Source organism: Gardnerella sp. DNF01199S, assembly GCF_049244155.1.
Lineage (GTDB): Bacteria > Actinomycetota > Actinomycetes > Actinomycetales > Bifidobacteriaceae > Bifidobacterium > Bifidobacterium piotii.
The window spans coordinates 1,171,113-1,184,268 of the sequence record NZ_CP058380.1; the positions used below are offsets into that span (position 1 = coordinate 1,171,113).

At 41.2% G+C, this 13,156-nt stretch carries 10 protein-coding genes; 5 read left to right on the forward strand and 5 right to left on the reverse strand.

Features of this window, described 5'->3' with window-relative positions:
* Window positions 1-85 precede the first annotated feature (85 nt).
* The 3 genes from HXT45_RS04660 to HXT45_RS04670 are packed head-to-tail and all read left to right on the forward strand — an operon-like array spanning window position 86 to window position 2,169.
* Window positions 86-895 carry a methionine ABC transporter ATP-binding protein gene (locus HXT45_RS04660; protein WP_020757915.1) on the forward strand — a complete coding sequence of 270 codons (810 nt, stop codon included), beginning with the start codon at window positions 86-88 and terminating at the stop codon, window positions 893-895.
* A 1-nt stretch (window position 896) separates the two neighbouring features.
* A complete protein-coding gene (locus HXT45_RS04665) occupies window positions 897-1,577 on the forward strand; it encodes a methionine ABC transporter permease (protein WP_020757914.1) in 681 nt (226 codons plus the stop codon).
* Window positions 1,578-1,629: 52 nt separating this feature from the next.
* A complete protein-coding gene (locus HXT45_RS04670) occupies window positions 1,630-2,169 on the forward strand; it encodes a peptidylprolyl isomerase (RefSeq protein ID WP_016635598.1) in 540 nt (179 codons plus the stop codon).
* 123 nt (window positions 2,170-2,292) lie between these two features.
* On the opposite strand, the gene HXT45_RS04675 is transcribed toward HXT45_RS04670, so the two are convergent.
* Genes HXT45_RS04675 through HXT45_RS04685 form a run of 3 tightly spaced genes read right to left on the reverse strand, consistent with a single transcriptional unit; the run spans window position 2,293 to window position 5,425 of the window.
* Window positions 2,293-4,632, reverse strand: coding sequence for a RelA/SpoT family protein (locus tag HXT45_RS04675; RefSeq protein ID WP_421781440.1), 2,340 nt, complete (start codon window positions 4,630-4,632; stop codon window positions 2,293-2,295).
* 11 nt (window positions 4,633-4,643) lie between these two features.
* On the reverse strand, window positions 4,644-5,132 hold the full coding sequence (gene dut / locus HXT45_RS04680) for a dUTP diphosphatase (RefSeq protein WP_004132127.1): 489 nt from the start codon (window positions 5,130-5,132) through the stop codon (window positions 4,644-4,646).
* Entirely contained in the window at window positions 5,132-5,425 is a 294-nt protein-coding gene (locus tag HXT45_RS04685; RefSeq protein WP_004132126.1) for a DUF4193 domain-containing protein, read from the reverse strand. Before HXT45_RS04685 ends, dut begins: the two co-directional genes overlap by 1 nt.
* 233 nt (window positions 5,426-5,658) lie before the next feature.
* Between HXT45_RS04685 and sepH the strand changes: the two genes are divergently transcribed.
* The gene (gene sepH / locus HXT45_RS04690; RefSeq protein WP_004132125.1) at window positions 5,659-7,005 is read left to right on the forward strand and encodes a septation protein SepH; all 1,347 of its coding nucleotides are present in this window, start codon (window positions 5,659-5,661) and stop codon (window positions 7,003-7,005) included.
* A gap of 11 nt (window positions 7,006-7,016) precedes the next feature.
* Here the strand turns inward: sepH and HXT45_RS04695 are convergent, their stop codons facing one another.
* Entirely contained in the window at window positions 7,017-8,234 is a 1,218-nt protein-coding gene (locus tag HXT45_RS04695) for an alkaline phosphatase family protein (protein WP_018642368.1), read from the reverse strand.
* A 217-nt stretch (window positions 8,235-8,451) separates the two neighbouring features.
* Between HXT45_RS04695 and HXT45_RS04700 the strand changes: the two genes are divergently transcribed.
* Entirely contained in the window at window positions 8,452-11,118 is a 2,667-nt protein-coding gene (locus HXT45_RS04700; protein WP_004132123.1) for a DNA gyrase/topoisomerase IV subunit A, read from the forward strand.
* A 66-nt stretch (window positions 11,119-11,184) separates the two neighbouring features.
* Here the strand turns inward: HXT45_RS04700 and HXT45_RS04705 are convergent, their stop codons facing one another.
* Window positions 11,185-13,113: an InlB B-repeat-containing protein gene (locus tag HXT45_RS04705; RefSeq protein ID WP_004132122.1), complete on the reverse strand. Its 1,929-nt coding sequence runs from the start codon at window positions 13,111-13,113 to the stop codon at window positions 11,185-11,187.
* Window positions 13,114-13,156: the final 43 nt, after the last annotated feature.

Here is a 13,156-nt window from a genome sequence, read left to right on the forward strand (position 1 = left end):
ACATGTGCCTCTAAAAAACTAGAGGCACGTGCCTCATATTTGTTTTACAATTCGTTTTACAATTCGTTCTACAATCGGTGGAAAAATGATTCAGATTGAACATCTTTACAAGACTTATTCAAGCGGCAAAACTAAGCACGAAGCGCTTAAAGACATTAATTTGACTATTGAATCGGGAGAAGTCTTTGGAATTTTAGGTTCTTCGGGAGCTGGAAAGTCTTCGCTAGTTCGATGCATAAACCTTCTAGAAAGACCTACGAGCGGAAAAGTTGTAATAGACGGAAAAGATATTACAGACGCTAAAAATCGCGATTTATCTAATATCAGGTCAAATATTGGCATGATTTTCCAAAACTTTAGTCTTTTCCAGCAGCGAACTGTATTGCAAAATGTGACTTTTCCTTTGGAACTAAACCACACGAATAAAAACGAACGAGAAGAGCGAGCAAAATATTTGCTTGACTTAGTTGGCTTAAAAGATTTAGCAAACCGCTACCCTATTCAGCTTTCTGGCGGCCAGCAGCAACGTGTTGCTATTGCGCGAGCGCTTGCTAACAATCCTTCGATAATGCTTTGTGACGAAGCTACAAGCGCATTGGATTCAACAACTACTGCGCAAATACTTGATTTGCTTAGAAGAATTAACCGAGATCTTAACGTTACATTGGTTATTATTACTCACTCTCTTGCAGTTGCACGCAATATTTGCGATAGAGTCGCAATGATTGATAGTGGAAAAATCGTAGAAATCGGCGATACTTCAACGCTTTTTAAGAATCCGCAAAGCAATATTCTAAAAACACTTATTGCAAACGAAAATGTTGAAAATCATAGAGATAACAGCAAAAACATCAGCAACAGCAACGAAAACAGCGAAAACAGCGAGGTGAAATAAGATGCTAGAAAATATTTCACAATTTATAGACGAATATGGAGAACTAATTATTGAAGGCACAAAAGACACAATTGTTATGACTTCAATATCTACATTATTTGCATACGTAATAGGACTTCCAATAGGAGTTCTTCTTATAACAAGCGCAAAGCAAGGAATTTGCAAAAACGCGCTGCTTAACACTGTTTTAGGAAGCATTGTAAACGTTGTGCGATCTATTCCGTTTATAATTTTGCTTGTTGCTATAATCCCACTTACAAGGCTTATTGTTGGAACATCTTTAGGTGTTCCAGGAGCAATTGTTCCGCTTGTTATAACAGCTGCGCCATTCGTAGCGCGAATTGTCGAGCAATCTTTGGCAGAAGTTGACGGAAGTCTTATAGAAGCTGCTCAAAGTTTTGGAGCAAGCAACACACAAATCGTATTCAAAGTATTGCTTTTTGAAAGCTTGCCTTCGCTAATTCGCGGAGCAGCATTGACTTTTATCACACTTTTTGGATTCTCTGCAATGGCTGGAACAGTTGGCGCAGGCGGACTTGGAGATATTGCGATTCGCTACGGGTACCAACGCTACCAATACGACGTTATGAGCGCAGCAGTAATTTTGTGCATTATTCTTGTGCAATTAGTGCAAAGCATTGGAGATTTAATATCCAACAAAATCAACCATCACGAGCGCTGATATTAATCAAAATAAACAATAAACAGTCTTTAATGTATGGGAGAATCGCAATATGACACTTATTAATATGCATACGTCTGAAGGCGATATAAAGATTAATCTTTTTGACGATAAAGCGCCTATTACAGTAAAAAATTTCGTTGACTTGGCAACTGGCGAAAAAGAGTGGACTGATCCTTTTAGCGGCGAAAAGTCTAATGAGCCTTTCTACAATGGCTTAACTTTCCACAGAATTATTAAAGATTTTATGATTCAAGGCGGATGCCCTCTTGGAAACGGAATGGGCGGCCCTGGCTACGAATTTGACGACGAGATTGACCCATCTCTAAAGTTCGATAAGCCATATTTGCTCGCAATGGCAAATGCTGGAAAGCAACGCGGACGCGATGGCCGCTTGCATGGCACGAATGGATCTCAATTCTTTATAACAACTGTTCCAACTCCTTGGCTTGATGGCCATCATACGATTTTTGGAGAAGTCGTAGATGATGAGTCCAAAGCTGTTGTAGATAAGCTCGAATCTGTTCCAACAGATAGGTCTGATGCTCCACTAGAGCCAGTTGGAATCATATCTATTGATGTTATTAAGTAAAAACATTAGCTAAAATAAAGCAAAAATAATATAAAAATTGCAATAATAAAACTTCCAGCCAAAGCATTATTTGACTGGAAGTTTTATTGTTTAGTTGCGCTTTAGCTACGATTTAGTTACTGTTTAATCGCGTTCCATTCTTCTAAGTCGCGGTTCCGCACTATCTTTTGCACCCGTAATTCTATAAACGTCAAAAACGCCATCAATCTTACGAATCGCAGCAAGAAGAGTATTCAAATGCTGAGGATCTGCCATTTCAAACGTAAATTGACTTGTAGCAACGCGATCGTCCCCAGTAGCAATCGTTCCCGAAAGAATATTTACACCATGATCCGAAAGAACTCGTGTAACATCCGAAAGCAAATGCTGACGATCCAAAGCTTCTACTTGAACTTTAACAAGGAACAAGCCTTTGTCGCTAGTCCATTGCACAGGAATAACACGCTCCGATTGCGACTTTTGCAAATCAATCATATTTTGGCAATCTGTTCTATGAACAGAAACGCCCTGATTCCTTGTTATAAAGCCAACAATATTGTCTCCTGGAACAGGCATGCAACAGCGCGCAAGCTTAACCCAAACGTCTCCAACACCCTTTACAGAAACGCCAAGAACGCCGTTAGACTTGCGACTACGCTCTGCTCTTCTAAGCGGAAGCGCCTCTTCTTGCGCTTCTTCTGCTACTTCTTCGCTTCCTGCATCTTTAACAAGACGAGAAATAACATTTTGCGTAGAAACTTGACCTTCGCCAATCGCAGCATAAACAGCTTCTACGTTAGCAGTAATATTAAGCTCTTCTGCAACGCCTATTAACGCTTGCGGAGTGAGCAAAGTAGACAAAGGCAAGTTACGTTTACGCATAGCGCGCGTAAGCTCGTCTTTGCCCTCTTCAATGGCCTCTGAACGGCGTTCCTTGCTAAACCATTGCCTAATCTTATTTCTAGCTCTAGGGCTTTTTACAAAACTAAGCCAATCTCTAGAAGGACCAGCAGTATCGGACTTTGATGTAAGAACTTCTACAGTGTCTCCGTTGTTAAGCTTTGTATCTAGTGGAACAAGCTTTCCATTTACGCGAGCGCCCATCATTCTGTGTCCAACTTCCGTATGCACAGAATAAGCAAAGTCAACTGGTGTTGCGTCTTGCGGAAGAGCAACAATACTTCCCTTTGGAGTAAACACGTAGACTTCTGAAGCTCCAAGATCTTGCTTTAAGGATCCCAAGAATTCGTCGGAATCTGGCGTTTCGCTGGTCCAATCTGCAAGCTGCTGAATCCACTTTAAGTTATCTAATTCGCTAAGCTCTTTGTTTTCTTCTTGCTCGCGCTTAACATCACCCTTATCTGGCTTGCTTAAAGCGCGTCCAGCTTGGCCGTTTGCTTTGTACTTCCAGTGTGCAGCAATACCAAACTCAGCACGCCTATGCATATCCCATGTGCGAATTTGAATCTCAACAGGCTTTCCGCCAGGGCCTACAACAGTAGTGTGCAAGCTTTGATACATATTTAGCTTAGGAGTAGCAATGTAGTCCTTAAATCGGCCTGGAACAGGGCTCCAACGCGCGTGAACTGCGCCAAGAGCCGCATAACAGTCTCGAATAGAATCAACGATTATTCTAACGCCTACAAGGTCGTAGATATTTTCAAAATCGTGGCCGCGAACAATCATCTTTTGGTAAATTGAAAAGTAATCTTTTGGACGCCCCTTAACAGAAGCTTTTACTCGCTGCTGACTTAAATCTTCGTTGATTTCTTCTAGGATTTGACGCAAGTAGACTTCTCGCTGGCCAGCTCTTCTAGCAACTAACACTACGATTTCGTTGTAAATCTTAGGGTACAAAACCTTAAAGCTTAGCTCTTCAAGCTCTGTTTTAATGGCATTCATGCCGAGTCGATTTGCAAGAGGAGCGTAAACATCTAAAGTTTCTCGAGCTTTTTTATGCGAGCTAGACGCCTTAACGTACCTCCACGTACGCGCATTATGTAATCGATCTGCAAGTTTTACTACTAACACTCGCACATCTCGGCTCATTGCAACAACCATTTTGCGAATTGTTTCTGCTTGAGCGCTTTCGCCGTACTCCATATTGGATATTTTTGTAACGCCATCTACAAGGCCAGCAACCGTGTCTCCAAAGTCTGCTCTGCACTCTTCTAGCGTGTAATCTGTGTCTTCTACAGTATCGTGCAATAATCCTGCTGCAACAACAATCGGTCCCATTCCAAGATCAGCTAAAATTTGAGCTACAGCAAGAGGGTGAATAATGTACGGCTCTCCCGATTTACGCCTTTGACCCGTATGCTGTTTTACGGCTCTTTTATACGCCTTATGCAAAATATCCATGTTTTCATCGGGATGATGCCACTTGCACATTTGCAATATAGGACGCAATGGGTCTCGCATATCTTCGCTAATTTCACACCCGAGCATATTAGCGCCTTTAATATCTTCTTGAGATTCTCCCATTGAATGTCACCTCATTGCACGCCAGTAGAGCCAAATCCTTTAGTGGATCTATCGGAGCCTGGAAGCTGACTTGCTTCAACAAACCTAGCTTCAACATAGCGTTGAATAACAAGCTGAGCTATGCGATCTCCACGATTAAATTGCACAGTATTATTTGGATCCATATTGATTAATGGAACCTTAATCTCTCCACGATACCCAGCATCAATCGTTCCTGGAGCATTAAGAACAGTAACACCCTGTTTTACAGCTAAACCAGAACGCGGATGAACCAAAGCCACGTATCCAGCAGGCAAGGCGATTGCAACGCCAGTCGGCACTAGAGCACGCTCAAATGGACGCAATGTAACGTCTTGCGTAGTTCGCAAATCCGCTCCAGCATCTCCAGCATGGGCGTAAGAAAGATGCTCCATTGCAGCCTGGCTATCTGTTCCATCGTTCAAATATTTAATAAGAACTTCCACCTGCTCTGGGCCCGTATAGGTATCATCGTAAGCCATTAAGCTGCGCACTCCTTACAAATCGGTTGACCGTCTTGAGACATTTGAGCGAGCTGACTTCTGTGCTTTACAAGGAAGCATTCGGAGCAAATGAACTCATCACCTTGCATTGGTATTACTGTAACAGATGCATCTTCGTTGCTAAGATCTGCGCCTGGCAACTCGTAATCTTCTGCAATAGCGTTTTCGTCATCGTCTATATCGTTTGCAGAATTTTGAGAGCCTTTGCTCAATGCTTCCAACGACTCCTCGTCTTCGTCTTTACTACGAGGAGAATCATAATCCTGTGCCATTATGGTCCTTTCGTTTTTAAGATTACTTATTGCTTAAAACTACTTTTCTACTTTATTTATAGCGATTAGCACTATTTATAGCAATTAGTCTAAATCTACCTACGCGCATAGCATACATGAAAGCTACCCCGCATAGAATACTCGCTTTTTTATTAATAGAAAATGGCAAAGAAGGCATACTATGGACTAAAGTATGTTATAAGTATCGTTAAAAGCGAGGAAAGTGGTGCGCAATGCTTGAAAATCCGCCAAAAGAGGCGAGTTTCGATCATGTGGATAATAATGGCGATTTAATTTTTATTTTTGAAAACACGCCGTTAAAAATTCATGTTGACGACACGCTGGAGCGCGCAATCGCCGAGTCGAAAAAACTAACAAATGTTGATGGACGTAATCAAAATACAGTTAACTCGACTGGCAAATCGGACGATTCGCCAAATGCAACTACAGCAACTCTGCCTATATCTCAAATTCAAGCTTTAATACGCGCTGGATTAGAACCAGAACATGTTGCAAAGCGCTACAACGTAAGCGAATCTCAAGTTAGACGATTCTCAAGCGGAGTAGAAACCGAAAAGCAATATGCTATTGAACAATTCTTGACTGTTCCAGCGCCTAAACAAAGCAATATGCGAACTCTTTCGGATTTAATTGAGCGCACTCTTGCAAAAGCGCATATTGGAATGGAAACAGTAAAGTGGCGTGCCACAAGACGCGGACTTGAACCATGGCTTATAACAGCAGAATTCAACACTGCTACTCGCACAATAAAAGCCGAGTGGACTTGGAACATGCATGATAACTCCGTTGCTTGCGCTAATCCTTCTGCAAGATTGTTACTTGGCGAAGAAGTTATGAATAATGATTCTTCCAAGAAGTCACAATTTGGCGGAACTTATAGAGATACTGTAAGCATTAGCTTCCCATTTGCAAACGAAGATCTTCCAGGAAACTCAATTCGTTCTGCAAGAATAGAGCGCGCTGTTTCTCAATGGGAATCAAGGAATAGTGAGAACCTTGCAAATGTTGCAAACGTTGCAATGCAAGCGCAAAATGCAAAAAATGAGCAAGACCAAAATGCGCAAAACGCAAACGCACAAAACGCACAAGAACAATACAATGCGAATAAATCACTAGACCAAAATAACGCAAATCCTTTAGATTCTTTGCAAAGCTACGAGCAAAACAATAATCTAAGTACTTTAGTTGCAAATAGCGAGAACCAAGTGGATGCAAATGCTGTATCTAACAGTATAAATGCCGTACAAATCGCATCGAATATAGCAAACTCGTCCAATTCCGATTTGAACAAAGCTAGCAACAATGCAAATGCGCTTTTTAGCAATAACTCTAGCTATAGCTCTAATAGTGAATCGCGCAACGAAGAAGAAAAACAAGCAAATCAAGAAAATAAAAAAGATAATCACGTTCAAGCAGACAAAACTGTTTCGATAGAAGCGCCAAAGTCTGCGCAAACGCCAAAGTCTACTAAAGCGCGCGCAAACGAACATTCTAAAGCCAAAAAGAGCAGCCGTGCAGCTGTTCCTAGCTGGGATGAGATTCTTTTTGGCGAAGGATGATTTAGCGTAAATTAAGCTATATCAACTAAGCACGGAATATCCATTTCCATTGCGCTCATAGAGCCATGAACACTCGGCAAGTTCATGGCTTTTTCTGTTTCGATTCTAGAATCAACGATTGTTACAGATGACTTTGCTTGAACAAGAACATCTCCAATAACGCTTAGCGCAAGCGAGCTGATTTCTCCAAAAACGCCATCTTTAACAGCTTGCTCTTTAGTTCTAACACGCGCTTTATCTTGCAAAACATTAGTCCACCTTAACGCAATGTCTTCTGGATTTGCGCCATCTTCCGCGTATAGCATAACAGACCTAGGCTCTCCCCCAACAAGCTTAACTCCTTTAGTAAGACGACTATCTTTTGCAATATCTATTTTCAAATCTGGATTTGACTCAATCATTCCATGGTCTGCCGTAATAACGATTAGAGTGCCTTTTTGACAATTTTTTCTTAAAAGATTTAATTGTGCGTCTATCTGCTCAAAAATAGAAACCCAATTCTCGGATTTCCAACCATAATTGTGACCGATTTTGTCTATATCTCTAAGATACAAATACGTTAAACCAGGCGTTTTAGTGCTGTTTGCAGCATTCATAATTCGCGCTCTAGCAGTTGTTCCGCTTATAAATTTAGCTCCTCTAAAAGCTGCTTGAGTTAAAGGAGAATCCTCAAATTTTGAAAGACTTACGTGGTTTGCTCTAACACCCAATCTAGAAAGCGACTCGAATATTGTAGGCTGACGTTGCAAATCTAATGGATTTGGAGCATCCCTAAATTGGATTAATTGAGATAATGCGCCAGTTTTAGGATTTTTTTGAGTGTATCCTGTCATTGCAGTAAGACCAGGGCAAGTCCCAGTGCCAAAAGTGGCCATTGCTGCAACCGTAGTGCTAGGAACGCAAGTTGTTATAGGGCGCTGATTTGCGCTGTTGTTAAGAAGAGCACGCAAATATGGAGCATGACCTTTTCTAATAGCAAGATTCCAATATCCAAGACCATCCACAAGCACAACAACAGCACTTTTTACTTTAGGAAACCCAAACAAATCTCGCAAAGAATCAGGATTTTTATGGATTTGTGTGCAAATTGGCGATCCTATAGAAGCACTAAGAGCTGGAAGAATCGAAGATAGATGAAGAGCAGATTTAGGATTATTGTATGCGTCACGGATTTTGCTATTTTCAACAAACTTCAACAAGTCATCCAATTGTGGAATCTCAATAGTCATAAGCTACATTGTAGTTAAAAAAGACTACATATAAAGTTAAATTCGAGTTAGCGCTAAAGTTAGATTCAAATCGCAAGAAAAATCGCAAGGAAAAACGCAACTAAAATCACCAGAAAAATCACCACTAAAATGGCAAGAAAATAAGCATTTAATAAACATTTGTGCATATAAATTGGTATTATAAAGGCTTGTAAGTCACTTCAAGGAGTTCAAAATTATGCCTTCACGCAGCAAGTCGACAAAAGCAGCCTTCGACCCTAGAAAGGTTAAAGAGAATATTGTTGAAACGCCGCTTAACGAAGAGATGAGCAAATCTTTTCTGGAATACGCATACTCTGTGATTTACGCACGCGCATTGCCAGACGCAAGAGACGGAATGAAGCCCGTACAGCGCAGAATCGTGTACCAAATGGGAAACATGAATCTTACGCCAGAGCACGCTTATATGAAGTCTGCTCGCGTTGTGGGCGAAGTTATGGGAAAGCTGCATCCGCATGGAGATTCCGCGATTTACGAAGCAATGGTGCGCTTGGCTCAGCCGTTTTCTCTTAGACTCCCATTGGTTGACGGTCATGGAAACTTTGGTTCCTTAGACGACGGCCCTGCAGCATCCAGGTACACAGAAGCACGACTAGCTCCAGCAGCGCTTGGAATGAATGCAGACATAAACGAAGATACTGTTGACTTTGCGCCAAACTACGACAATAAGCTAAAAGAGCCAACGGTTTTGCCTGCTGCTATACCAAACTTGCTTGTAAACGGAGCTTCTGGAATCGCAGTTGGAATGGCTACAAACATGGCTACTCACAATCTTGGAGAAGTTGTAGCTGCAGCGAAATACGTTATGAAGCACCCAAATGCAACTCTAGACGATTTAATGCAAATAGTTCCAGGACCAGACTGGCCGGGCGGCGGCATAATTATTGGGCGCAGCGGAATCCGCGAAGCATACGAAACTGGAAGAGGCGCTTTTACAACTAGATCAAAAACGCATATTGAAAACGTTACAGCACGCAAAAAAGCGATTATTGTTACAGAATTGCCATTTATGGTTGGCCCAGAGCGCGTGCTCGAACGCATATCTCAAGGTATAAAAGCGCGCAAACTAGACGGAATATCTGGAGCAATCGACTTAACAGATAGGCACAATGGAACGCGAATCGTAATCGAAATAAAAACAGGATTCGACCCAAACGCTGTTCTTGCGCAACTTTTTAAGCACACTCCGCTGCAAGAAAGCTTTACAATTAACAACGTTGCACTAGTTGATGGAAGACCTCACACAATGGGACTTCGAGAGCTTCTAGACGTGTGGATTTCGCACAGAAGAACCGTTATTAGAAGGCGCAGCGAATTTAGACTAAACAAAGCCAAAGAAAGATTGCATCTTGTAGAAGGCTTGCTTCTTGCAATGCTAGACATTGACGAAGTAATTCAAGTAATTAGGTCTTCCGAAGATGCAGAAACCGCTAAATCAAAGCTTATTAGCGTATTTGATTTAGACGAGATTCAAGCGCAATACATTCTTGACTTAAGGCTTAGAAGACTTACAAAAATGAGTCGAATCGAGCTAGAAGGCGAAAAAAACGACTTATTGCAAAAAATAGATGAGCTTAACGAGATTCTGAGCTCTGCAAATCAGTTAGACAAAGTTGTGATTGCAGAGATGGATTACGCTGTAAAACAGTGGGATACTCCTCGCAGAACGATTCTTTTAGACGAGCAAGAAGACGGCAGTTTTACGCCTGTTTGCACTAAAAACACTAAAGTTGCAAACAATGATTTAGCAATGGACGCAGTTATTGCAGCGAATAAGATTACAAGCACTCAAGCAGATGTAGCAGCAGCTGCACTGGCTGCCAAAAAGTCTGGAAGCAGCGATGCGTCTGCAATAGCTTTGCAATTAAGCGACGATCCATGCGCTGTAGCTTTGAGCACATCTGGGCTTATAGCAAGAACAAGCGTTGAAACATTTAATAGATGGAAATCACATTCTTCAAATGTTTTTGATACTCCATGCTTAAGCGTGTTTGAAACAACAACGCGCGCAAACTACGCTTTAATAACATCCGCAGGGCGATTAGTAATAGCGCATGTTGCAGATTTACCACACTTAAATCAAGGTAACGAAGACGTTTTAGAATCGATTTCTAATGGCGTTAACGCAAACGAATTGCTAACTTCTACTCAAAGCACAGACCCGATTAGAGGAGAAAAAGTCGTAGCTGCTATTGCACTAAGCGATGATTCTAAAACTCCTCTTGCAATCGGAACAAAGAATGGCGTTGTAAAACGATGGAATTTTGAATCGCCAACAACAATGGATTCCTGGAGCATTATTGACTTAAAAGATAATGATTCAGTAATCGGAGCAGCTCTTGCAAAAGACGAAGACAGGATTGTGTTTATAAGCAGCGACTCTTCCCTACTTACATTCGACGCAAAGCAAGTGCGCGCACAAGGGCGAAGCTCTGCTGGAATGGCAGGAATTAGGCTTAACGAAGGATGCGTTGTTTCTGCTTTTGCTGTAGTTTCTAAAAATGACGTTGAGTGGAACTACGAAGAAGGGCAAAACGGACTATTTTCTGCTTCTGGAAGCGTAGTGTTCACTCTTGCTGGAGACAGCGACGCGCTTGCTGGAACAGAAAACGGAGCAGCAAAGATTACACCGCTAGAAATGTACCCTACAAAGGGTCGCGGCACGGGAGGCGTGCGATCGCAGCGATTCCTTAAGGGGCAAAATACACTTTTGCATGCATACGTTGGAAACTATCCGCTTTACGCGACTACACAACGTGGAGCAAATGTAGAGCTACCTAAGCCAGATATGCGAAGGGATGCTTCGGGAACCGAGCTAGTCTCCCCTATTGCGCATATTGGTTAGTTACGTTGTGTAATTACACCATTTATGCAATTGTTTCGATGTATGCTAAAGTTGCAATTTTCGTAACTAGTTTTTGCGAGCATGCTTGGAATAGCTACGAAGTGATTTTCTAGCTCCTACAAGTACGAAAATTCCTGCAAACACAGATGCAAACAAAGAATTCATGGCCATAGCCACTGAAGAGCCAGTTTCAGGCAAATGCTTAGCAGAATTAGCGTGAATCTGCATTTTCGATGGCGCTTCATCTTGTTTCTTTACATCAAACGAATAATCTTGATTCTTTGTATATTCTTGCCCATGCGAAGGAACAGAATCTATAATAGGCGTAGAATCTGGAGCTGGAGTTTGCTCTTCATCTGTCTCTGGCGTCATATCTGGCGTTGGCGTTGGCACAGGCGTTGGAATCGGAGCAGGAGCTGGCTTAGGTGTATAAATAGCATAAACCGTCATGTCACTTTTTACTGGAGTTTGATCAGTAAATATTTTGCTTTTATCATTACCTGTAGAGTCGGCATTCCACTCTACAAAAGCATAACCTTCTTTAGATGGTGCCGATGGCATCAACTGACCTGCAACACTGTTTTCACTTATGCTTTTGCCTTCCTTAACTTGCACAGAAGCATAGTTAGAATTAGTGCCATTTACAAAAGTAACTGTGTAAATCGTAGCTTTAGGAACAATGTTGTATGTAAAACGCGATCTACCAATCATCCTAGGCGTATTATTAACAAAATCATAAAATATACACTGACCTTCAAGGGTGCCAGTCTTCACTGCTACATATTTGCCATCAGAGTTTTTCTTAAAATATGGCGAGCGGTCAATCGTTACAGGATTTCCATTCTCCTCAAAACCCTCCATAACACTGATTGTATGACCAGCGCTTTCTTGCGTAATTTTGATGGGAGTTTTGTATTCCTGTCCAACTTCAATAGTAAAAGGTCCAGGATTTTGATTGTCAAACGGTGAATCATTTTCCCCTGAGCGAAACTTATATTGTCCCAAATTACCTTTTACGACAATTTCAGAAATTTTATTACCCTGGAAAGCAACACTACCAACTCCAGCAAGATAATACGGAGTAGTATCTGTAGCGTGCTCTTTGCCTTTGTCATCAAGCACACCTTCAAACACAACTTTTTCAATTTCATTAGCTATAAAAGCTGCATTGCTTACTGAAACGACATTTTTTGGAATAACAACGGTTCCTTTAATCTTATTCCAACCGAACGCACCGTATTCTATGATTTTAAGAGACTGCGGAAGAGTTACACCCTCAATATAAGTTTCGCCATCAATGTGCTCATGCTTATTCCCAACCTGCTTTGCACTTCCAGTAAAAGCACATTCATGAATAACTTCAATACCTTCAGGAATAACTATGTGATGATTTTTCTTAAGCTTTTCCTTGCCTTTGGCGCTAAGTCCATCCACATATTCATTTACTGTTTGATTCGTTTCAGGATGATAAACATCTTTCCTGCCACCAACAGTTTTACCATCGGCAGAAATATTAAAGTCGTCCTTCGTCCAAGTTAAAGATTCATCATTTGCAGCAGTTGAATCAGTTGATGCTGCTCTGGATTCTTCAGATGCAGTTACGCTTCTATCTTCATGATTATTTGTTGGAAGATTAGTATTGCTTACATCTATAAGAGTTTGCGTAATCTTATTAGTTTCAAAATTTTCAGTATCAGTTACAGATTCAGAAGTTTTAGCAGATTTAGCAGATTTTGTAGTTTCGTTAGTTTTTTCAGTTTCGTTAGAATTTGAAGAGTTAATACTTTCAGAAGGTTTTACGGAAGTGCTATCTAAAGCTCCCCTCACCCCATTGGATGTTTTAGAATCTACGGCAGAAGAATTTACAGACGTATTAACACCAGAAGCAGTTGAAGTTTCAACAGCATTAGCACTTTGCGCTACGCAAAAAGCACACGCAGCAGTAGCAATACCCATCATAGCGCTAGTCAAAATTATATTAGTTCTCTTACTCATTTTTTCCTCTTGCAAAACCAACTCTTCTAAAATTATTAGCGAT

Bases quoted from the DNA above. Each gene is read 5' to 3' on its own strand.
- HXT45_RS04675 (WP_421781440.1), bottom strand. From the start codon at position 4,632: ATGGGAGAATCTCAAGAAGATATTAAAGGCGCTAATATGCTCGGGTGT.
- HXT45_RS04705 (WP_004132122.1), bottom strand. From the start codon at position 13,113: ATGAGTAAGAGAACTAATATAATTTTGACTAGCGCTATGATGGGTATT.
- sepH (WP_004132125.1), top strand. From the start codon at position 5,659: ATGCTTGAAAATCCGCCAAAAGAGGCGAGTTTCGATCATGTGGATAAT.
- HXT45_RS04695 (WP_018642368.1), bottom strand. From the start codon at position 8,234: ATGACTATTGAGATTCCACAATTGGATGACTTGTTGAAGTTTGTTGAA.
- HXT45_RS04700 (WP_004132123.1), top strand. From the start codon at position 8,452: ATGCCTTCACGCAGCAAGTCGACAAAAGCAGCCTTCGACCCTAGAAAG.
- dut (WP_004132127.1), bottom strand. From the start codon at position 5,132: ATGGCTTACGATGATACCTATACGGGCCCAGAGCAGGTGGAAGTTCTT.
- HXT45_RS04670 (WP_016635598.1), top strand. From the start codon at position 1,630: ATGACACTTATTAATATGCATACGTCTGAAGGCGATATAAAGATTAAT.
- HXT45_RS04665 (WP_020757914.1), top strand. From the start codon at position 897: ATGCTAGAAAATATTTCACAATTTATAGACGAATATGGAGAACTAATT.
- HXT45_RS04660 (WP_020757915.1), top strand. From the start codon at position 86: ATGATTCAGATTGAACATCTTTACAAGACTTATTCAAGCGGCAAAACT.
- HXT45_RS04685 (WP_004132126.1), bottom strand. From the start codon at position 5,425: ATGGCACAGGATTATGATTCTCCTCGTAGTAAAGACGAAGACGAGGAG.